Here is a 21738-nt window from a genome sequence, read left to right on the forward strand (position 1 = left end):
TAATTATTGAGCATGATGGATTTAAGTATCTTAAATTCCACGATGAACCACTTGCTCAAATCATTCAAAATGAATTGAGCAGAAAATGGTAATTTTCGTGGGGATCATTCAGCTCGGGATGACGTCAGGCTTGACTTCTCATTGGGTCTCCGTAGGTATGCCAGGAATACAAAAACCTTTCGGTCCCCCCGTCATCCCGAGCATAGCGAGGGATCTCCGGCATAGGCACGTATTTAAGGGAGATCCCTCGCTGCGCTCGGGATGACGTCGGGAGTGGATTATTGTCTCCTAAAATTCAGACTTGGTTCCTCATCGGTCTCCATTGGCATGCCAGGAAACAAATCATCCAGCAATGCCTGCATTGGTGGCTGTGAGGAATATAAGTCATCCGGTGTTTTTTCTGAGGATGAAACCTGATAGCTTTTTCCCATATCAGAGAGTTCGTTTCTGCGATGTCGTTTACCTGGCGCAGCCAGCTCTTCGTTCGCTTTGCGTTTTCTACTGCCAAAAAATGATTGGGGATTTAGCCCAGGTGAATCATTTGGAATGACCTCTTTAAGCGCGGGTAAATACCTTGACAGGGTTTGAAGTTCCCCGGTTTCAAGACGGTATATTAACTCGTCACACTCCTTTGTGGATGGATTGAGGGCTGCCAAGAGGGGTTGGGCGGCTTCGAGGAATAGTCCAATATTAAAAAACATACGTCTTTTCATAAAGAAAATGACGTCTTCAACAGAGCTGAGCAAATTCGGTAAGGATTGCAGCTGATTATTGCAAAAAGTGTTGAAGTTTACTCGATTGTCGCCAAGAAATCCAAGCATAGTGAAAAGAATAGCTTGGGCAGTTTCCTTTGGTCTTGCTTTAATCAGAAGAGGCGAAATTATGAATGACTGCTCAATCTTGAGTCTTTCCAGAAATTCAAGACAAGAAGCTGTTGTGGTTAAACTGGATGACAATTGGGGAAATACTGTCAAAAACAATTTGTAACATTGTTCATGGTTTAAATAGCTGCTGAGCAATATAAAATTTTCCAGCGACTTAATTTCCGCCGGGAGAAAATCAAATATTTTATCTATAACCGGCTCGCGTTCATGTAACTCAAGACGGTCCAGTGCCGAAAAAGTCAAATTACTAATGGACTTGATGGTCAGTTTAGGTGCAATAGCATCTATCTGCTCTTTGCTTAAAAAACGTGAAATAGAAATTAAATCCATTAAAAATGTAAACTCGTTAGGTATAAATCTCTTTAGCAGTTTAAATGCTTCTTTGCGCCCCTCATCATCTAAATGAGCAAAAAGGACGGTAATTTTATAAGCATTTTTATCAACCCAGCTGGTAATTTTCTTTCTAAATAGCTCAAATACTAACCGGCACTCTTTATTTGAAAGCTCATTAAGGCTTATAAAATTCGATAGATCAGAGAAAGAACTAATCGAATATGTTAATTCCTGTTTAAGGGTGTTGAGAATATGAGAACGCTGCCCCTCATTCAAAAATTGCATGGGGCCCCAGATGAAATCATTAGCTCCCCTGAATAAGTCTGAAAGCACAAGGTTACTATAGACAAAATCATTAACTGTTTCACGCTGAGCAGGTGAAAGATGAGTTAATAAGATACCCCAGTTTGCTGCAGGAGCTACGAGGGAACCTAAGTGTGGCAAGATGAATTGGCGAAATATCAATTCTCTCTGTTGAATATTGCAATATTTAAGCACATAAGAAAGAGTCGAAATCGTATCCCAGCTAAGTTTTGGTAAGCACTCTTTAATGCTTAGAAAAAGATTTTCAATTTGTTCTCGTGACTTACGCAAAAAGAGACGCTCTGTCTCGTTAAGCTTTTCTTCATGCTCGGGAGTAATTTCTGCTACCGCACTGAGATAGGCAGGTGAAGTTGCTTTATTGATTAGCCGTAATTGCTCAGCGGCAATAGGTTTAATAGCGTGTAGTAAAGACTGGAAAGAGAGAATAGCGTCGGGATCTGCTAATGGAATCAGCAGGAAAAGGGATCTATGGGGTATTGATCCCTCATACTTTTTATCAAACACAGAATATATTTCTTCAGGAGTTACTTTTTTCTTAAGCTGAAGCTTGAGCTTGTCTATTGGTATGATATCGAGCAATTCATTAAAGTGCTCCTGGGTCAGGATTTTGCATAACTGTAACAAATGTCGGGAGGTTTTGACCCAAACCGGGAAACGCTCTTTATGTACTAAAAACAAATTCGCTGCTTCATCAGAGCTGAGTGAGGCATAGGTCTTAATAAAATCATTAAGACTTTTTATTTTATCTATTTTCTCTTTTAATCCCTCAGGAAATACAAGTTCTCGATGAGCGGGTAAAAGCGTTTTATAAAGATGGGCCCACTCACCTATGCTCTTTGGCAATCCAGAAAGCTTCCCTCTCATACCATTGAATAAAGCTTCTTGTTGCGGGGTACCTTCCAGAATATACAGTGAGTATATTTTACAGAAAGATGCGTTGCTAGTGATCGATTTTGGCAGTTCATCTCGTATTGAATCCAAAATAACAATTTGTTTATCTGAATCAAGTTTGTCCACCAGGTTTGTGAATTTACCTGTCTTTAAAATACAGAGTTTAGTGGAATACTGTTTTATCTGCTCGCAGATACCCTTGCACTTTTCTATGTCCAAAGCACTAAAAAGATGAAGAAGTAAAGGAACTAAACGATCCAGCTTTTTATTATCCCCATCAAGCAGTGATTGACTTAAAGCGCCTATGAGCGCATTTAATTTAGCAGGGGATGTGGTCAATGCAAAAAGGATTAGTGGCTCAGTATTTTCTGGATTTAGTAATGAATCTGCTGTCTCTTTGTCAGAACAAATGGCTCCAATTTCCTCTTCTTTCAGGGATTCAAGAACTTCAAAATCCTGGGGATGAGTAAAACTGGGTTTTAAGGAAAATTTATTCAAGAGATCGAGACTTAATTTAAGCTTGTCGTAGCCATTTAATTCTTTATGTTCATTGAGTTTACTTTTTAAGGCGGCTTTTGCATCTTTAAATGATTGGACTACTTCAGCAATGAATAATTGTTTCTTCTCATTACTGATGCCGATTTTACTTAATATTGGAGCATGTTGTTTTATCAGTTCTTCTAGCTTATCCCCTAAAATTTTCAGACAGGTATTTGGATCTTCCTGGTTATTTTTTTTAAATGCAAAGGTCCTCAGTCTGGAGAGGTATATAAAAAGTGTCGGGGGAATAGTGACTGGATCGGAGGTTTCACCAGAAATAACTCCCAATTTTGAAAGAACCTCATAAATAACCTGACGTGCCTGTTCTAGTTGATCCACATTCGGTTCGTTCATTTCCACTAAGGGCTTTAGGGGGTTGATATAATTCTGAAATATACTCTTGACTTCGGATGGCAATTTATCAACTGCCTTTATAATTTTAACAATCAGATCCTTGTCGAAAGCTTTAATACCAGGGGCAGTAAACTCACGCACTTTCTGGATAAAATCCCTGACTTTTTCAGGCTCTACACTGTGGTCATCCAGTTGATCATACCAGGACAGAAAATCAAAGATATTTTTATCAAAGAATTGACCTGCGGTTAATTCCTTTCCAATGCCATGGACGCTATTTTCCCGCATTTTCTGGCGTAAGAGATTGAGCTGACCAAGCAAATTGCCATCATTTAATGTCAGTGCGTCGAGCCGTTGTTTGGTTTCATAAATCGTCTGGGATGCAAAGCAGTGCTGAGCCAATCGATAAATTTCATTACTGTTCATTTCGACTGAACTGGGTTCAGTTTTATCATCAATATAGGGATTATATATCCTGGGCGTACCAGCATTTTCGTTAAACACCAGCATCGCACGCAATGGCAGCAAGTGAGTGCCAGCATCATTTAATATGTGAGTAGAAAGAATATGAATCAGATCCATATCCCATTCTTTTTCCTGGTTAAGGGCTGGTACTAAATAAGGATAGTCATCATACACTGACTCGACGCATTGCAGGCTGGGAATTAAAAATAACAGAGGATTTGCCGGTTCTCCACTTTCTGAATGCGGTTTGCTGGAAGCAACGACTTTGGCCGCTTCGCACCAGATTTTAGTGACTGGATGATGCGGTAATGCCGTATAGCAAAGCATGTTACCGGTTATGAGATTCCAGTTTTCAATCAGCGCTTGTTCGAGTGCCGCTACTGGATTCTCCGATTGTAAAACGCTGCGAAGCAGTTTGAAGCTGCGAATAGTATAGGCATGTATGGCTTTTTCATGGAGAGTATGCGCAGCCCCTGCTGCTTCATAATCGTCGATCAATTGTGGGAAAATGGTCTCAATGCTATTGAAAAATATTTGCTCTTTTTTATCCATTGTGTTCTTTCGTAAATCTTAGTGATTATCGTAATGGCTATATAATAATTTAATTGTTCACTTTGTGCAATGGTTGAGCATATTGGCTTTTGAAATTAGTCTTCGCGCTCGCCTTAAATCGATGGTGTAAATTCTATCTACGGGATAGGTTTGATACACTAAATGAGTTGTTCAATAGAGTTACTCATATTGAGGCAAACTAATCGCATTTGAGACTGACTTTATCATCCCCAGGACTTTGTTCGAGCGTTCTTCTGCAATCTCCTTGGAAACTTCATCATCTACCAGAAAAGATTTGCTCACCCAGACACCAAATTCCTGATTGGCATCAACAAGGGGACGCAGCAGCTCATTATAACGAGCAAACGCTTGCATATAATTTCCATTCGCAGCTTTTAATTCTCCCGCCAGGATATAAGCTCCCACAAAAGCCAAATTATTACCTTGCCCGGATAAGGGAGAAGGGCAGTAGCCCGCATCACCGACCAGCACAATTCGCCCTTTGGTCCAACTATTCATTTTGACTTGCATAATCGCGTCAAAATAAAAATCATCACTTTCTGGCATTCGATTTAAAATATTTTGGGTTTCCCAGCCAAAATCACGAAAATTCTCACACAGGAATTGTTTTTGTTCCTGCTCATCTCGAGGATTTTTGAGCAACTGCTCTGAGCGGAACATAAACCCTGCTCTCGCGATTTCAGGATTGTTATCGCTATTGATTGATACCATTTTGCAATTGGCTTCACATTCCAGGTCTATGTGACTCAATCCAAGATAATTCGGAATAGTAAATGTACTAAGATAGGAACCCAGGTGAACCAGTTGATATTCATTTTTATTAAAAATCATGCGTCTGGTAGCGGAGTGTATGCCATCTGCGGCAATCACCAGGTCGTAATTAATCACTTTGCCATCATTGTAATGAACCAGCACGCCATCAGCACTCTGCTCCATGCGTATGACGGATTGATCAAAATCACAAGGGACATCAGTGATAGTGCTCATGAGAATTTCAACCAAATCACCGCGAAGAATTTCCACTTCGTCATCTTGCCTGAATCCAAATTCCTCACCCTGTACTTCGTGCAAAACCTTACCTTCTGAATCAACATAGCGGCCGCATTCAATTCGCGTGCGCATATTACATATCTGCTCATAGATACCCATATCTCTGGCGATATGAGTGGCTATGCCGCGAACATCCAGGGCTTGCCCTCCTGTTCTAATGGAAGCAGCTTTCTCAATCAAACATGGCGAAAACCCAAATCTTTTCAGCCAATAACAAATAGCTGGACCCGCTACTCCAGCACCAATTACGAGAATTTTGATATCTTTAGACATTGAGAATTACCTGAATGCTGCCTCTGATTAAAAGGATATGTATTAACTTTTTATATTCCTAGCATACCAACGGAGACCCCAATGAGGAGTCAAGCCCGACGTCATCCCGAGCGCCTGCGAGGGATCTCCCTTAAATAAGTGCCTGGTGCCGGAGATCCCTCGCTGTGCTCGGGATGACGTGGTGACCGAAAAGTTTATCCTGGTTAGCTTCTGCTTTAATCTTTACTTGATTAGTTAAAGAGTGTTTCTACAAACGCTTATCCAGAGTTAATGTGCCACCATTGGACATAATGTGAATTAATAACGCGAACGTACCATAGAGGCTTAAAAAATGTCAATAATTAATCATTCATTTGAAATTGCGATTCCATTTGAAGGAGTTGAACTGGAATTATCTTTGTCAGAGAGGCTGACAGGCCTTGGCGTCTGGTTTTTATTAAATATTCTATGCACGTTTGAAGCACTTTTTAGAGCAGGAAAAGGAGAGTTCACATAATTTAAAAAACCTTCCAATGTCCGTTCAACAGATTGATATCGATTGCAAAAAGTTAACAAGTAATTCTTTAATTCACTGATAGTCAGCCTGGCAGTAAGTTTCACAGGTGTTTCGCGAATGTCTATTTCTAATTTCAACGCCTTAATTAAGGTTGAAATCTCGGGTTTTTGGATTGTAGCCGGCATTCTTATTGTCTCATCGCAAGCAATTTGCCCATTAAATAGCTGTTGAACAGATTCCACATTTTTGCTCACCATCACCACTCTCAATGTTTCGCCCTCATCAAGCGGCATTTTTAATTTATCACGCAGATAAATACGGGGATTAAAGTGGCAGGAAGTAATATCTTCAATATTGTCAATTATTAAAACACCCTGCTCTTGGTTTAGAGCCTTATAAAAACGGTCATCAATATATTTTTCCTGGTCTTTAGGGGGTAAATTAACGAGTTCTCCCGCTTTCATATACACGATTTTATCAGGTTGTTCCGGGAATAGATTTAAAGCACAAGTTGTGGTTCCTGTACCCTGTTTTCCTGTGACATTCACAATCATCGGGCTTAAATAAGCAAAGTTGCTTTCTTTCTCAAGCAGATCTGACATATTTTTTTGCAGAGAGTCATTCCAGGGGCAGAAAACGCGTGATTGCAATAATTCCTGCTCCGTTTTTTTCCGCCGATTATTTTTAAGCGCATCATCAAGACAGCACAGAAACTGTGCATCATTAAGCGGAATAATCTGGCTTGAGTCTTCAATTTTATACTTGCCATTATCAAAACTGACGAGTTGAGAGATACCAAATCGCTTCATAGCGCTGTCAATAAAGGCTTTTATGCCGGCACCGCTTAATCCCTCCGATTTTTGTGCAAGCATTTCAATGTCCAATGACGCCTGAACTTTATTTTTTTTCTGAAGAGGGCACAAATACAGGCTCAAAATAGCCAGGCGATCCTTATAATTTGGCAATCCAATATTAATATGTACATCAAGACGCCCGGGACGTATTAGCGCTTCATCCAAACGTTCAAAATAATTGGTTAAACCAATAATCATCAGATTCTCAATGGCATCTACCCCATCAAGATAGGTTAAAAGTGTCGTAGTTAAATCGGCTTTAATTTGTCTATTAAGATCATCGCCAGAGCTGTCGCGAGAGCAAACCAGTGCATCCATTTCATCGATAATAACCACATGGGTTACCCCGGGTTTTTTTTTCGCTTCGTCCAGAATGCGGCGAAGATTTTCAGCTGACTGGCCTACATATTTTGAGATTAAAGCAGGCCCATTAATAACCGTCACATTCTCTTTCCCAATAAAGTCATTAGCAATAGTGCGGGCTATCAATGTTTTACCTGTGCCGGGGGGACCATATAATATGCCGCCTCGCGGTAACTTAAGATCGGTTTCTTCCAATTGTTTTGGGGAAAGCGATCTGGGGATGAATAATTGCTCTACAATGTATTGCGTTTCATCAGTATAACCGGCTACCCCGTGCTTATCCCAGGCGAGTGTTATTTTTTCTCTGATTTTTATATATTCAGGTACAGGCTCTGGCTCTAGTGGGGGCTGAATCTCTTCTTCAGGGGCATAAGATAATGGTTGCAAGTGACTCTGACCCGTACTCACCTCGCTTATTCCTTCTCTTAGAAGCTCTGCCTGGGGCTTTTTCACTTTGTAAGGGGGAAACCATGAAGGGGGTAATACCTCTAAATGATTAAAAAGGAAGGCAATTTTGATTAACTGCATTTTGTTTTCAGTCACTTCAGGCTCAAAAAAAAACTCCTCTCCATTCGACATTTTTTGATAATAACTATTTATAAGTTTCTGACTAAACTCCTTTATCGAATAGCCCTTGATGCATGCCAGGCTATACGCATTTAAATGAGCAATAAGTGCATCGTTGTTAATATTAATTCGGTTATTGCGGGTAGACTGATGTTCTGCCAGAAGGTTTAAGCAGGTGTAACATTCTTCAAATTGCTTTAATTGACTTAAAATCTTAATTTTAAGATTCATTGCATAGCTGTATACTTTCGAGCCTGTCCAGGAAACACTATTGAGATTTTTCAGGATTAGATCAATGAGATCTATCGTCTCCTGAGCCGATAATTGGCTTTCATATTCCTCCAGATACTTAATTATCTGCTCTTTATATTTTGTCTGAGTTGTCGATGATAATCTGATTAATAATTCACAAAGATATTTTTTGCATTCCTCTTTTTTATTCAGTGCCTTAGTACATTCAACAAGGCCTTCTAATACCTCGATATAGGAGACTGCAGCCTCTGAGTCCAGATTTCGAGCCTTATAAATAATGATTAGGAGATCGAATGCTTCATTATAGTGCTGGCCATTTTTATAAAGTGTTGCGAGTTTTATACGATTTTTAAATAATTGTTCTTTTATTTCCTCTTCATCCACCGGCCCTGAAAGCAACGATAATATTGAATTTGCTCTTTTAAGCTGTTCCTCAAGTTTTTTTATTTTTTGTTTTATTTCTTCTATATTATCGTGCATGGTAAACCTTTTAAGAAAACGTAACTCCAGATACCTCATCCTGAGCGTAGCGAAGGATCTCACTGCTTAGAACTGAGCCAGATTAAGGAGATCCTTCACTGCGTTCAGGATGACGTTGGGACCAGCTGAACAGGTTTCAGCTCCCCAGGTACGTCATCCTGAGCGTAGCGAAGGATCCCACTGCTTAGAACTGAGCCAGATTCAGGAGATCCTTCACTGCGTTCAGGATGACGTTGGGACCAGCTGAACAGGTTTCAGCTCCCCAGGTACGTCATCCTGAGCGTAGCGAAGGATCTCACTGCTTAGAACTGAGCCGGATTCAGGAGATCCTTCACTGCGTCCGGGATGACGTTGGGACCAGCTGAACAGGTTTCAGCTCCCCAGGTACGTCATCCTGAGCGTAGCGAAGGATCTCATTGCTTAGAACTGAGCCAGATTCAGGAGATCCTTCACTGCGTTCAGGATGACGTTGGGACCAGCTGAACAGGTTTCAGCTCCCCAGGTACGTCATCCTGAGCGTAGCGAAGGGAAGGATCTCAAACTGCTTAGAACTGAGCCGGATTCAGAGATCCTTCACTGCGTCCAGGATGACGTGCCTGGGGAGTTACAAGAAAACAAAGTCACTGGATTAGGAAACGAAGTCAGCCACCGCCTTGCAAACAATATCTATCTCTTCCTCAGTATTATAATAATGGAGCGACGCTCTGACCAGGGCATCAAGTCCTCTGGATTGAAGATCCAGGCGGGCAAATTCCATCACCGATACGGTGACATTGATCCCTTGTCCACGCAGTGCCTGTTTAATCTCAGCAGGGGTTTTGTTTTTGGTAGAAAACGTGATAATCCCGCATTGATCTTTTCCTAAATCCTGGAGCGTAAGCCCGGGGATTTGCTCGAGTTTACTGCGAAAGAGTCTGGATAAATGCTGGATTCTTTGCCAGATATTTTCCATGCCGATATCAAGCGCATAGCGTACTGCCGCGCTTAGGCCCAATTTCCCGGCATAATTTTGTTCCCATGTTTCAAAACGTCTGGCATCAGGCATGAGTTCATAAGCATCCAATGAACTCCAGTTTGCAGCATGTAAATCGATAAAAGGTGGATTGCAATCGTTGATGATGCGCTCGCTGGCATATAAAAAGCCAGTACCTCTTGGCCCTCGCAAAAATTTTCGCCCGGTACCGCAAAGAAAATCGCAGCCAATTTGTTGAACATCGATGGGCATTTGCCCCACTGACTGGGTTGCATCCAATAAATAAGTGACGCCCTGTTTTTTGGCAAGATGTCCCGCTTCTATTGCTGGATTAATTAATCCCCCCTGAGTGGGAACATGAGTAATCGCCAGCAATTTTACCGAAGAGTCAAGCATGGATTCCAAAGCATTTAAATCCAGTTGCCCGTCACGGTCATCAGGGATTACTTCTATTTTTACGCCTTTCTGCCGGGCCATATGCAAAAAAGAAAGATAGTTGCTGGCATATTCATTCATGGCCGTGAGTATGCGATCACCGGGTTTAAAATCCAGACTATAGAACGCCATATCCCAGGCTCGAGTAGCATTTTCGGTGAAAGCCACCTCATGAGGCTGGCAGTTAATCAGTTCGCTGATATTGCGGTAAAAACCGTTAATCTCATCGGCCTTAAGCTCTTCAGCTTCATAGCCCCCGATGCTGGCCTCCAGATCAAGATAGTTTTTGACTGTGTTGGTGACCACTGCGGGGGGCAGGGAGGTACCTGCGTTATTAAAATGAATTACTTGTTCAGAACCGGGCGTTTCTTCACGCAGTTGTTTGATATTTAATTGTTTCAATTGATAGTCTCCACCAAAGATTGAATCACGATATCCCAGCCATTAATAAGAACAAAAACCAGAATTTTTATTGGTACTGACAAACTCGCCGGAGGCAGCATCATCATTCCCATCGTCATTAGCAAACCCGATACAATCAGATCGATTAGTAAAAACGGCAGAAAAATCATAAATCCAATTTGAAATGCGGTTTGCAATTCGCTTAATAAAAATGCCGGGATTAGTTGAAGCAGTTTTATCTCGTCAATGTTATCAGGTAGTGGTTCTTTCGCAAGCTCCAATAATAGTTGTAAATCCTTTTCACGGGTCTGATGAAAAAGAAATTGTTTTATTGGCTCCTTCGCTTTATCGATGGCTAATTCAAAATTAATTTTTTGCTCCATAAACGGTTGATAAGCTTCGGAGTAAAGGACCTTTCCGACTGGCATCATGGTATAAAATGTCAGGAAAAGAGCCAGGCTCATAAGCACCGTGTTCGGGGGTGTTTGTTGTAAACCAAGTGCTGTGCGCAGCATCGACAGCACAACCACGATGCGGGTAAAGGAGGTCAACATAATCAAAATACTGGGCGCAAGACTTAAAACCGTCAGCAAGCCAAAAACTTTAAGTGCAGGCGCAATCGTTTCCTGATTAAAAGACATAGCGCCCAGGAAACTGGTGTCCGCAGAAGCAGCAAAATGAGAATAGCCTAGTAACGCAATCCAGCACAGGTATTTCATTTCTGGCTCTCTTTCAGGGAATGAAAGCAGAGGCCTTTCTGGTTTTCCGCCAGCAAAAAACGCTGCTCCTGGTATTCAAGAAGATAAATAACGGTTTTATTATTGAGCCAGGTCTTTTCAAGCAACCGGCAACCGGTGGATGGTTTTTTATTTTTTTTAAGATGTAAAAACAGCACAGCCAGGCTTAAAATAAAAAATGCAAGCCCATAATTGAGCCATCCCATTCCACTGTTTACAGGTGTTTTAAAGGCTAAGGCCGAGTTTGAAAACGCTTCTTTGCTAAAAAAGTTTAAAATAATCATAGAAAACAATGGCACTTTCATTGGGCAACCTCGAGAATCTGCACTGCAAAATAATCATCGCAGCTCATTAACTCGCCTCTTGCAAACACTTGATTGTTTAGCAGAAGATCAACCGGCTCATTTGTTTTCTGTGAGAGATTAAGCACTTTGCCTCGAGTCAATTGCTTTAATTCAGCAATAGTGAGTTTAAGACTGCCTATGCGGATTTGACATTCCACCTCAACATTTCCCAGTAGTCCCAGGTAATCGGCCTTAACAGTGTCAGTGGTATCTTTGACTTGCAGTTCAGGGAAATGAATTTTTTTAACCAGAGTTGTCATATTAATTACTCGCTATTTGAATGGATTTATAGCCATCATTGATCCCCTTGTGCACAGTACACAAAGTGAGCTGCTGATGCTTTAAAAGCAGATCCTCATTTTGCGGATGATCTGTTTTGATCACTTCCCCGGGTTTTAGTGTCAGTAAATCAGCAAGGTTCATAGTAAAAGAAAGCAGTTTGATCTCAAGTTCGAGTGGCTCGCTTGACAAGTTATTCTCAAGCGGCGACAGGGGAGTGTTGCCGGAAAGCACTGGTAATTGCTCGACAACCCAGCGGGGATGAAAAAAAAGGCTTGTAGTGGTCTGGCCAAACGTCAGATCTAATTCCAGACAGGGTGAACCCCAGTAAAACCACTCCCGACTGTTTAGCTGTTCTTCCTGTGTGGAGAGATGCTTGTGCTGAAATAATGCAGATAACAACTCATGAATGATTTGTTCGTTTACACCACGAAAACACGAGCTGCTGCTTCCAAAAATAACGTGCTGTAAATTTTCAAAAAAGGCGGTGGGGATAAATCCGATTAATTCCCCTTTCTGATTATACAGGTACAGCATTCGGCTTGCCTCGACAGGGCGAGCTTTTTGCAAATAAACTGATGCCGTCGACAGGGTATAGACTTCATTCCAGGCCTGCAAAACCCTATGGAACTGCTGGCTCAGCCTCTTAATTTCACTTGGGTTAATCAATCGATAAGGTTTAAGTGTTTGATTCATTTTCTATACAGCTCTTCCAATAATTGTTTATCAATATCCATAATTTGCGAGCAGGCCTGAAACATTCTTTGCAGCACCACAATTTGAGCAAATTCGGTGGTAGGGTCGACATTGGATTGTTCCAGCGTTTTGGGCTGAATCTTGCCTTTTCCTTCTTTGTTGGCAAGACCAATATGGCGAAACTTGTCATTTTTAACACGAAAAAGGTTGTTTTCCGTTTGTACCAGCGTATGTTCCATATCATCGAACGTGGCCAATGCAAGATGAGAACCTTGCAGTTTCTGACCATTGTCGTAGGAATAGGTGATTTGACCGTTGAAATCAAAGCTGAAATCAATTTGCCGGCCTTCTCCATAACCGTCCTGTTTATACACTTCGATATTAGTGAAGGGGTTGTTTGATGTAAATTTATCCAGTTGCACCGAGCTTTCGGCATTACTGTCGCGATCGCCCAGTTGCAGGCAGACCGACTGTGTACCGTTTAGCAGGAAACGAATGCAATTGCTGCCTTCTTTACCTTTGCCGCCTGAATTACTGTCGAATACCAGTTCCTGGGGATTGAATGTAACATCGCCATCGTAGCAGCGAATATTTTTTAGGGTCCAGGTTTCTCCATCATTGAATTTTACCTGGGAATCTTCACTGCGTTCTAACTCAATAGTCACTTGATGAACTTTGCCGTTTGCATCATAAATGCTGCCTACATTGAATAGAATAGGCTCATACTTATTCTCTTTCTTACTGTCATTTTTATCAGGCTCAGGCACTGATACTGGTACTGTAGCATCTTCCTTGATTGGTTTACTGACTAGATTTCCTTTCAGATTGACGACCGAGGTGGCTTTTCCAGGATATTTAAGTGGGCCTTTTTCCTGGATAGGTACGAGTTGGTGGTTTTTATCATAGCCCATAACCAATCCCTCGCTATGCTGGTCAAACAAAAGGCCCTGCTGATTGAAACCAAACTCACCGTCTCGCGTGTACAGCAGTTCTCCGCTTTGAAGGCGCACGATGAAAAAGCCATTGCCATCAATAGCCAAATCCCCGGCATTGCCTGTATTAACATAACTGCCTGCTTTAAAATTGGTTTGCTGGCCCTTAATCGAAACTCCAAGCCCTGTACCTTGCTGACCGTGATCACTTCCCAGGGAGGATTAAAAGACATCACTGCGCTTAAATCCCGGGCTTTGCATATTGGAGACATTATGGGAGGTATTTTGCAAGCCATAACTTGCTGCCATCATGCCGCTCATGCTGGTGTAATAAGTATTGCTCATTTGTATTTCCCTAGCTTACTTCACTCACATCGAGCAGTGTTTTCTTAATATAGCCCCCATTGATGCTGATATTAAGAAGGGGAGGAGAGCCATCAGGAAATTCAATGTCAATTACTTTGCCGAGCTGATTGCTATCTCGCAGTTTGACTGATTTTTGCAAAAGCATCAGACTTTGACTGCTACTTGTCAGCTCAAGCAGTCGCCTCAGACTCTCATTCGTACTACGCGCTTCCTGCAGTGAGGAAAACTGGGCCATCTGTGCCATAAACTCGCGGTTATCAATAGGCTTTAGAGGATCCTGATAGGTTAACTCCTTTGTGAAAAGCTGTAAGTAATCGGTTTGACTGATAATATTTTCCTGTGCGGGTTGAACTGGGCTGCTCATTGTACTACTCCATTAATGACTAACTTTTTTAATAAAAATCCTTTGGAACTAATAAGCTGACGAATCTGACGGCTGATTTCCCTGGCTTGTGAAAGGAACTCCCCGGGTAGTCCAATAGCCAGCTGCACTTCACCATCCTCGATGAACAGTTGAAACTGGTCCAAAGAACGTTTGGGAATTGAGGGGGCTGATAAAGAAGGAGCAAGGCTTTCTTTCCTTGTACTGCTGCCAAAACGAAAGGAATTAAAAGCGAACCCCGAACATTCCTGTTCAAAATAGTGGTCTATAAATTCACGTAAATCATTTTCCAGATAAATTATTCTACTAAAAGGAGGCTTTTCAGTTTGCGTTGCTGCCAGCATTTGTCTGGAAGGAACCTTGGGTTCTGACAAAACTAATTTGTCGGGAGTATTTAAGTTCGCTTCATGGCCAGAGTCTGGATATTGATATTCTTCTTTTGAAAAATTGCTCTTAAAGTGAAGATCATTTTTCTGAAGTTGATCCAAATGTTCAACGTAATAGGAGTCTACCTGGGGCGAATGTTGATTAAGCCACAATGAAAAGGGTTTAGCGGCAGAGGAATGCCTGTAAAATGCGTCAAAAGCTGCAGGTTGGTTTGTTATTTTCATATCGTCTTCCTTGTTCAGCGTATTATTATCAATTTTTTATTGGACTGTCTATCAATTTTTATTTAGCAATCACTTGGACGACAATTTCGCCGAGTCTTTTGCAATGCCCAATCGTCCATTTCTTTCTCAAGTACTAATTGAAGGGTCTTTTTTTCATTTTGCTCACGTCGGTCCTGGTATTTCCTTAGCAGTTTAAGCTCTGTACTGAGGCGCAGACGGCTTTCCTGATAGCTGAAGAGAAGTTTTTCATAATCCATTTTTTGATTCTGCAAATCGTCATGCTTTTGCTGTTCGGAGATAATAAAATGAAGCCGGGATATTTCCTGCTCTGGAAGAATACAGGCAGGAATTTTCAATGCGTCCAAGAGCCTTGATTTGATTAGAAGAGCTGCTTTATCCAGCGTCTGTATTTTTTCCTTGAGAGCCAGCTGCTCAGTGTTGAGCTCTTCAAGCTGACTTTTTAATCGAGTCATTAGGCTGGTTAATGCCTGATTCATACTAAAATCTCCTGAATGCGCGTCAGTAGGGCTGATAAAGGGAGTGACTCCTGTTTTTGTTGAGCGAATAATTTCTTCAAAGGATCAATGCGGGCAATTGCATAATCCAGTTCCTGATTGGAACCGGTTTTATAACCGCCCAGTTCGAGTAAATCCTTATATTGCTCATGCAGTGCAAATAACCGAATTACTTTTTTAACCAGATCATTTTGTGACGAGGGAAGTAAATGATCTTTCAGACGCGAAACGCTTTGGAGAATATCAATGGCGGGAAAGTGACCGCGTTGCGCCAGCTCACGAGTCAGGATAATATGTCCATCAAGCAGTGAGCGCATGGTATCTGCAATGGGCTCGTTGAAATCATCGCCTTCCACCAATACGGTGTAAAGCGCGGTAATACTGCCTTTCCCAATAAAATTACCCGCTCGTTCGACCAGACCTGGAAGGAGGGCAAATACACTGGGCGTGTATCCGCGGCTGGTAGGCGGTTCTCCCAGACTTAAGCCGATTTCGCGTTGCGCCATTGCCAAACGGGTTATGGAGTCGACAAATAGCATCACCTGTTTCCCTTTGCGACAAAAATATTCAGCAATTGCTGTGGCGGTAAAGACGGCTTGACGGCGCATGATGGCTGATTCATCACTGCAAGCAACGACCAATACGGATTTTTGGCGGCTGTGTTCATCAAAATGCTCTGTGATAAAATCATTCACTTCGCGGCCACGTTCACCTACCAGGGCGATAACGTTAATGTCGCTTTGCAATTGCCTGCACATCATTCCCATCAATACGGATTTTCCAACGCCGCTACCGGCGAAAATTCCCATGCGCTGTCCCTTGCCGAGAGGAATCAGACAATCCAGAGCATGGATTCCGGTGATCATATTTTCTGTCACCGCTTCGCGATCCATGGGATTAATCGCATGACCTGAAATCTCCAATGATTCAGAAGAAGCGCTGATGCTCGATTCTAGCGGTCGTGCTAATGCATTTACGACTTTGCCGAGAAGATGTTCACCCACCTGAATCCTGCTGGCATGACCTGATGCACGTACTTTAAAGCCCATACTGATGCCAGTATGGGAAAATGGCAGTAAATAGACTTTTCCCTGATTAAAGCCGATGACTTCTGCCTGGGTGATGATCTGCTGATCGCTGCCAAGAATATCGCAGATTTCTCCTACAAAGACTTGAGGAGGACCTTTAGCAACCAGTTGTAAGCCAATCGATTGTTCAATTTCACCGATACGTTCAATTGGTTGTAATAATTCAGACCAGTTTTTCATTGCGGCACCCTTTGTCGTAGTTGAACAAGCATTCGTTTGAGTTTGTCAATTTGCTGTTCAATGCTGGCATCAATCAACCCATGATCATTACGGATACGACATCCTCCTAGCATTAATGTCTCATCAGGAATAAACTTCAAATGCCGGCACTCACTGAAATCAATTTTCAATTTGCTATGCTGCACAAGCGCAAGATCCTGGGGATGAAGAAAAATCTCTATATTTTCTTTATGATTTAAATGATTAATTGCCTGCTCAATCTGAAAAGAAATCGCTTCTTTGCTCGAAATCTGATTAGAAAAAAATTGCCTGCAAATTAATAAGACGATGTCTGCAATCTGGTCACGAAGTGTTTCCTGATAAGTTTGCAATGCCACAGGTATCTGGGTCAAAAGCTGTTTTAACAAGGTGGCTTGCATCTCTGATTCCTGCATCTTGCAACGATTCTCCTCAGTATATTTTGCTTCTGCTTCCTGAAAGCCCGCTGCAAACGCCTGCTGCCTTATTTCATCCAGAAAATCATCGCTTTTTGCAAGTTGTTCTATTGAGGAAGCAGGATTGTTTTTCTCATTGTCAGGGGAAGAACTGCAATTAGTTATCAAAATCACTTTTTCACCACTTACCCTGATATTTTTTAATAGTTCTGCCATAGTTATTCCACTAGTCTTTATTCATGCCGATATCAGATTTTTGATGTAAATTTCCCACTCCGCATACACCAGACTTTTGCTGGTCTGGCTAATATTGGCAAGGGAAGTTTCAATCGAATCAATGCGTTCTAAAAGATTAAATTCATTTAAAAATTGCTCTTTCCAAATGAACCGACCTTCCTCAAGGATAATGGCGATATACAGAGGGTCTTTAGCCGCAAGACTGCGGCAGAAACCTGGTAAGTTATTGTCAATTATATTATTGGAAAAGGGCGCTTTGTGACTCTCGCTCCTATTATCCAACTGTTTCCTTTTGGTTTCTGGTAACTTCCTCAGTATCCATCGCTGATCTCTGAGGGCTAATTTGCCTATAGCTGATACAATATCCTGTAAATTATTCATGATGACTAATCCATTGATTAAGAGACTCCAGGAGATGTTGACGTCTTCTCAAATTATTTCTTCTCTGAACTGCATAACTAATTGCTCCGACCATCAGAAGCGCTGCTAACCCATATTTTATAGAAAGGGTTTCTACTGCTGGAGCGGAAGGCGTCTCGTTTAAAAAAATGTCTGACTGGACGGGTGGTGGCAGGAGTGCTTCCACTGAAATGGAATCCCCTCGTTTGGAATCAAAGCCTATGGTAGTTTTTACCATGCGTTCAATTTGTAAAAGGGTCGAGGATTCGGTTTGTTTGGGAACTGTGACAGAGACAGTTAGCCGCTCAATCCTGCCATTGGCACGCAGGAACTGCTCTTTTTCATGACCAAACTCATAACTTCGTTCGCGGGTGAGATCCTGAACTGGATTTGTTTTCTTTGTGAGTTCTGCAGAGGCTGTATGTTGAATCTCTTTTTCATGTGTGATTAAGCCCTGGGACTGCGGCTTAATCAATTCCCGCCGCAATTCATCATAATTAAGCGTCACATCTATTTTTACATAGACATTATCCTGGGGGAATATGTGCCTTAGCATATCGGTTATTTTACTATTTAAATAATCTTCTATTCTTCGCTTGGCCGCAAAATGACCCTCACCATTAATTTCTTTGGGTATACTCAGATTGTTACCATTTTGATCGATGATCACCACATTTTCTGCAGCAAGATTTGCTATGCTGGCGGTCAGCAGTTTCTGAATGCTTTTTACCTGATGTTTTCCTATTGGTTTTTTTAATTGAAGGGTAACAGACGCTTTGGTAGGGTGCGTTTCTTTCTGCAGGAAATGCTGTTCAGGGATTACCAGATGAACTCTGGCCTGCCTGACTTCCTCAAGACTGCTAATGGTTCGCTCAAGTTCGCCTTGCAGAGCTCGTTGGTAGTTAATTTTCTGTGAAAATTCGGTCAAACCAAAATCAGTTTTATCAAACAATTCAAAGCCTACATGACCATTTAAATTGCTGCTCATCAATTGAATCCTGGTTTTATCCACCAGGTGTTTATCAATTAAAATATCACGTCCGGAATTCTGTAGCTGATAATGAATATTGTCCTGATCCAGTTGACGAATTATTTCATTGGCATCCTGTGAATCAAGATTATTAAATAGTGTTCCATAATCAGGCTTCAGCAAAAAAATGGAGATAAATAAACTGCTTAAAATGAGAAATCCACCGGCAAGCAGGAGCATGATTTGCTTTGACTTTTCTTGTCTGCAAAACCAGAGATAGATGGAATTGAAATAAAAATTCATATTAAATTTGCTCCCTTATAATTTCCTGATAAGCAGTCATTAAGCGATTACGCACCTGCTCCAGTAATTGAAAAGACATTTTGGCTTCTTCCAGATTCCACATTACCTGGTGCAGGCTGGCCGTTTGACCGCTGACCAGTTGTTGCAGCGAATGATCAGCTTCAATCAATTTATCATTCACCTGCTGAATGGGAGCGGCCAGCCAATGACTGAACTGGTCTGCTTTCTGAATGTTTGAATTATTAAGGTTAAAGTCGATTTTGAAATGATTGACGGGTTCTATGGTCATCGTTCATCTCCTATTGTCAGGGTTTGCATGAACAGGCTGTGTGCTGTGTTAAAAATTTTGATATTGGCTTCATAGGCACGCGAAGCGTTTAATAAAGTGGTCATCTCCTCGACTGTATTTATCCCGGGATAATGGATATAGCCTTTTTCATCAGCTGCCGGATGCTCTGGTTGATACACTTTATTAGGCGGTAGAGTTTTCGGGCTTAGAACCGCTGCACTCCATTGCGTTTCATCTGTGATGTAATCATTGAAATTTCGACTGCCTGTGATGACCTGCATTGGCTGAAAACCGCTGCCATCACTTTTCAGCAAGGTATGCTGATTAGCGATGTTATAGGCGACCGTATCAATACGTAATTTTTCGACTTGCATTCCCTGGGCAGCAATTGAATAAATGAGATTGTAATTCATGCCTGATTATTTCCATGAAGGGCCATCTTCATAATGGCCAGTTTATGATTAAGTCCTTTGATGAGTGCGCGAAATTGGGTGGCATTTTTAATACCAAGCGCAATTTGTTCATCCAGTGCTGGTGCGGTGTCGCTAGTATGGATAGCCGGTTGTAATTCCAGAAAATTACCCGAGCCTCGATTGCTATTCTGGTCATAATTGGCAAGTTGCTCCTCAAAAATCACCTCAACAGTCTGGTAATTGGGGGTATTGACATTGGCTATGTTGGCAGCAATCGCTGTTTGCCGCATGAGCGCTGCATCGAGCCCCAGTTTTACGAGCCTTATCGTGTTATCTTCAAACATGGTTCGGTACTCCTATTGAACAATTAATTCTGCGTGTAAAGCACCAGCGCGTTTTAAGCTCTCTAAAATGGCAATCATGTCCCGCGTGGTGATTTTGGCCTTATTCAGGGCGTTGATTAAGTCAGCAATGGTAGCTCCCTGTTCAAGAACAATGGATTGTCCTGCACTTTCTTTAACCTCAACATTGGTCGATGGAGTTATCGCAGTTCTGACAGAGGGGGACGCATTGAAAAGCATTGCCGGCTGTGAAACTTTATAGTCGCTGGCAATGGCAATCTGGAGATTGCCCTGGGAAATTGTTACTGCATCGAGTTTGACATCGGAACCGGCAACCACCACCCCTGTTCTTTCGTTGACGACTACGGTGGGCAGGTTATCCGGAATAATTATGATATTTTCCAGCTGGCTGATGAAACGAACATAATGCTGTTTTGCGATTACCGGGGGATGAATTTCAATATCCTGGGCACTGCGTGCGATCGCTGTGTTTTCACCAAAGCGTTTATTGACAGCAGTTTCAACATTATCTGCCGTTGTAAAATCAGGATGATTCAGAATCAGATGCAATTCGCCGCTTTTATCGGTCAATTCATTGTAGAGCGTTTTCTCAACAATGGCTCCTCCTGAAATCATCCCGGAAGTAGGATGGTTTTTTTGCACCACATTGCCAAATAAATCATATTTAAACCCTCCGAGAGAAATCGGACCTTGCGCCAGGGCGTAAATTTGGTTATCGGGTCCTTTGAGAGGGGTTATTAATAAGGTGCCTCCTAACAAGCTTTTCGCATCCCCGAGAGATGATACATTAATGTCAAGCTTGTCGCCCTGATGGACATTGGCAGGCAGATTGGCGGTTATAATAACTGCGGCACTGTTGCGGCTGGTGATGTCCCGGGCGTTAATATTAAGGCCAAAATTCTGCAGCAGGTTGGAAATTGCCTGGGTTGTATCTTTATTGCGATGCGAGTCACCTGATCCTGCGAGACCGATAACCAAACCATAACCAGTAATCGGATTTTCCTGCAGTCCGGATAAATGCGCCAGAGATTTAAGTCTAACACTGGCAAAACTGCTGAATACCAGCAGTTGCAGGCAAGCGCAGAGCAATAGTTTTCTAAAACTAAACATCATACTAGCCCCATGAATGACATAATTTTATAAATAGTGTTGTAACGTTGTGAGTTTGAGACAGAGCCATCGCCAGTGTAGGTAATCTGGGCATTGGCAATGCGAGTCGACAATACGGTATTTTGCGGACTTATATCCTCTGGTCTGACGATACCGCTTAACAAAATTCGTTGTTGTTCCCCATTAATCTGGATGAGCTGATATCCCTCCACTTCATAGCTTCCATTAGGGCAGATTGCTTTAATTCTAACGGTTAATGAGGCTTTAATTTTGCCGTTTCTACCGGTTTGTGCCTTGCTATTTCCTTTACCGGTTAATCCCAGACGCAAATCATAGCGTTTTTGATTATAGCTGGCCTCCAGCGCTGTTTTGATTTCTTTACTGGAACCTAAATCGGCGCTGGTTTGCGCATTAGAGGTTTCCAGTACAATGACAGTGAGTAAATCGCCTGGTACAGACGCGCGCCGATCTGCAATGAGTGGGCGATAATAGAGATCATTGTATAAATTGGCTGCTTTTGCAGAGGGGTTATACATGAGAATTACCAGACTTGTAAGTAATAAAATTGGCTTTATCATGAGT

21 protein-coding genes are annotated in these 21738 nt (G+C 41.9%); all 21 read right to left on the minus strand.

What is annotated here, in order from left to right:
- Positions 1–278: 278 nt before the first annotated feature.
- Positions 279–4343: a hypothetical protein gene (locus E1O89_RS00005; RefSeq protein ID WP_133138388.1), complete on the minus strand. Its 4065-nt coding sequence runs from the start codon at positions 4341–4343 to the stop codon at positions 279–281.
- Between the two features lie 180 nt (positions 4344–4523).
- Complete coding sequence (locus E1O89_RS00010) at positions 4524–5687, minus strand: tetracycline destructase (protein ID WP_133138389.1); 1164 nt, start codon at positions 5685–5687, stop codon at positions 4524–4526.
- A 345-nt stretch (positions 5688–6032) separates the two neighbouring features.
- Complete coding sequence (locus tag E1O89_RS00015; RefSeq protein WP_165483018.1) at positions 6033–8699, minus strand: AAA family ATPase; 2667 nt, start codon at positions 8697–8699, stop codon at positions 6033–6035.
- A 628-nt stretch (positions 8700–9327) separates the two neighbouring features.
- Positions 9328–10509: an aminotransferase class V-fold PLP-dependent enzyme gene (locus E1O89_RS00020; protein WP_133138391.1), complete on the minus strand. Its 1182-nt coding sequence runs from the start codon at positions 10507–10509 to the stop codon at positions 9328–9330.
- Positions 10506–11228, minus strand: a complete 723-nt coding sequence (fliP, locus tag E1O89_RS00025) for a flagellar type III secretion system pore protein FliP (RefSeq protein ID WP_133138392.1) — start codon at positions 11226–11228, stop codon at positions 10506–10508. The genes E1O89_RS00020 and fliP overlap by 4 nt, the downstream gene beginning before the upstream one ends.
- Positions 11225–11551 carry a hypothetical protein gene (locus E1O89_RS00030; RefSeq protein WP_133138393.1) on the minus strand — a complete coding sequence of 109 codons (327 nt, stop codon included), beginning with the start codon at positions 11549–11551 and terminating at the stop codon, positions 11225–11227. The genes fliP and E1O89_RS00030 overlap by 4 nt, the downstream gene beginning before the upstream one ends.
- The gene (locus E1O89_RS00035) at positions 11548–11850 is read right to left on the minus strand and encodes a FliM/FliN family flagellar motor switch protein (protein ID WP_133138394.1); all 303 of its coding nucleotides are present in this window, start codon (positions 11848–11850) and stop codon (positions 11548–11550) included. Before E1O89_RS00035 ends, E1O89_RS00030 begins: the two co-directional genes overlap by 4 nt.
- Before the next feature lies 1 nt (position 11851).
- Entirely contained in the window at positions 11852–12565 is a 714-nt protein-coding gene (locus E1O89_RS00040; protein WP_133138395.1) for a FliM/FliN family flagellar motor switch protein, read from the minus strand.
- Positions 12562–13713, minus strand: a complete 1152-nt coding sequence (locus E1O89_RS00045) for a flagellar hook-basal body complex protein (protein WP_133138396.1) — start codon at positions 13711–13713, stop codon at positions 12562–12564. The genes E1O89_RS00040 and E1O89_RS00045 overlap by 4 nt, the downstream gene beginning before the upstream one ends.
- Before the next feature lie 139 nt (positions 13714–13852).
- Positions 13853–14227 (minus strand): flagellar hook assembly protein FlgD, encoded by a 375-nt coding sequence (locus E1O89_RS00050; RefSeq protein WP_133138397.1) that lies wholly within the window; start codon positions 14225–14227, stop codon positions 13853–13855.
- Positions 14224–14856: a hypothetical protein gene (locus tag E1O89_RS00055; protein ID WP_133138398.1), complete on the minus strand. Its 633-nt coding sequence runs from the start codon at positions 14854–14856 to the stop codon at positions 14224–14226. Before E1O89_RS00055 ends, E1O89_RS00050 begins: the two co-directional genes overlap by 4 nt.
- Before the next feature lie 62 nt (positions 14857–14918).
- The gene (locus E1O89_RS00060; protein WP_133138399.1) at positions 14919–15353 is read right to left on the minus strand and encodes a hypothetical protein; all 435 of its coding nucleotides are present in this window, start codon (positions 15351–15353) and stop codon (positions 14919–14921) included.
- Positions 15350–16639: a FliI/YscN family ATPase gene (locus E1O89_RS00065; RefSeq protein WP_133138400.1), complete on the minus strand. Its 1290-nt coding sequence runs from the start codon at positions 16637–16639 to the stop codon at positions 15350–15352. Before E1O89_RS00065 ends, E1O89_RS00060 begins: the two co-directional genes overlap by 4 nt.
- A complete protein-coding gene (locus tag E1O89_RS00070; RefSeq protein ID WP_133138401.1) occupies positions 16636–17289 on the minus strand; it encodes a FliH/SctL family protein in 654 nt (217 codons plus the stop codon). The genes E1O89_RS00065 and E1O89_RS00070 overlap by 4 nt, the downstream gene beginning before the upstream one ends.
- Positions 17290–17310: 21 nt before the next feature.
- Positions 17311–17691: a hypothetical protein gene (locus E1O89_RS00075; RefSeq protein ID WP_133138402.1), complete on the minus strand. Its 381-nt coding sequence runs from the start codon at positions 17689–17691 to the stop codon at positions 17311–17313.
- Positions 17684–18982, minus strand: a complete 1299-nt coding sequence (gene fliF, locus E1O89_RS00080) for a flagellar basal-body MS-ring/collar protein FliF (protein WP_133138403.1) — start codon at positions 18980–18982, stop codon at positions 17684–17686. Before fliF ends, E1O89_RS00075 begins: the two co-directional genes overlap by 8 nt.
- 1 nt (position 18983) lies before the next feature.
- Entirely contained in the window at positions 18984–19271 is a 288-nt protein-coding gene (gene fliE / locus E1O89_RS00085; RefSeq protein ID WP_133138404.1) for a flagellar hook-basal body complex protein FliE, read from the minus strand.
- Positions 19268–19684 (minus strand): flagellar basal body rod protein FlgC, encoded by a 417-nt coding sequence (gene flgC / locus E1O89_RS00090; RefSeq protein ID WP_133138405.1) that lies wholly within the window; start codon positions 19682–19684, stop codon positions 19268–19270. Before flgC ends, fliE begins: the two co-directional genes overlap by 4 nt.
- Positions 19681–20028, minus strand: a complete 348-nt coding sequence (locus tag E1O89_RS00095; RefSeq protein WP_133138406.1) for a flagellar basal body rod protein FlgB — start codon at positions 20026–20028, stop codon at positions 19681–19683. The genes flgC and E1O89_RS00095 overlap by 4 nt, the downstream gene beginning before the upstream one ends.
- 12 nt (positions 20029–20040) lie before the next feature.
- Positions 20041–21159: a flagellar basal body P-ring protein FlgI gene (locus E1O89_RS00100; protein ID WP_262337347.1), complete on the minus strand. Its 1119-nt coding sequence runs from the start codon at positions 21157–21159 to the stop codon at positions 20041–20043.
- A complete protein-coding gene (locus tag E1O89_RS00105; RefSeq protein ID WP_165483019.1) occupies positions 21156–21734 on the minus strand; it encodes a flagellar basal body L-ring protein FlgH in 579 nt (192 codons plus the stop codon). Before E1O89_RS00105 ends, E1O89_RS00100 begins: the two co-directional genes overlap by 4 nt.
- Positions 21735–21738 lie beyond the last annotated feature (4 nt).

The organism is Legionella genomosp. 1 (assembly GCF_900640215.1).
Lineage (GTDB): Bacteria > Pseudomonadota > Gammaproteobacteria > Legionellales > Legionellaceae > Legionella_C > Legionella_C quinlivanii_A.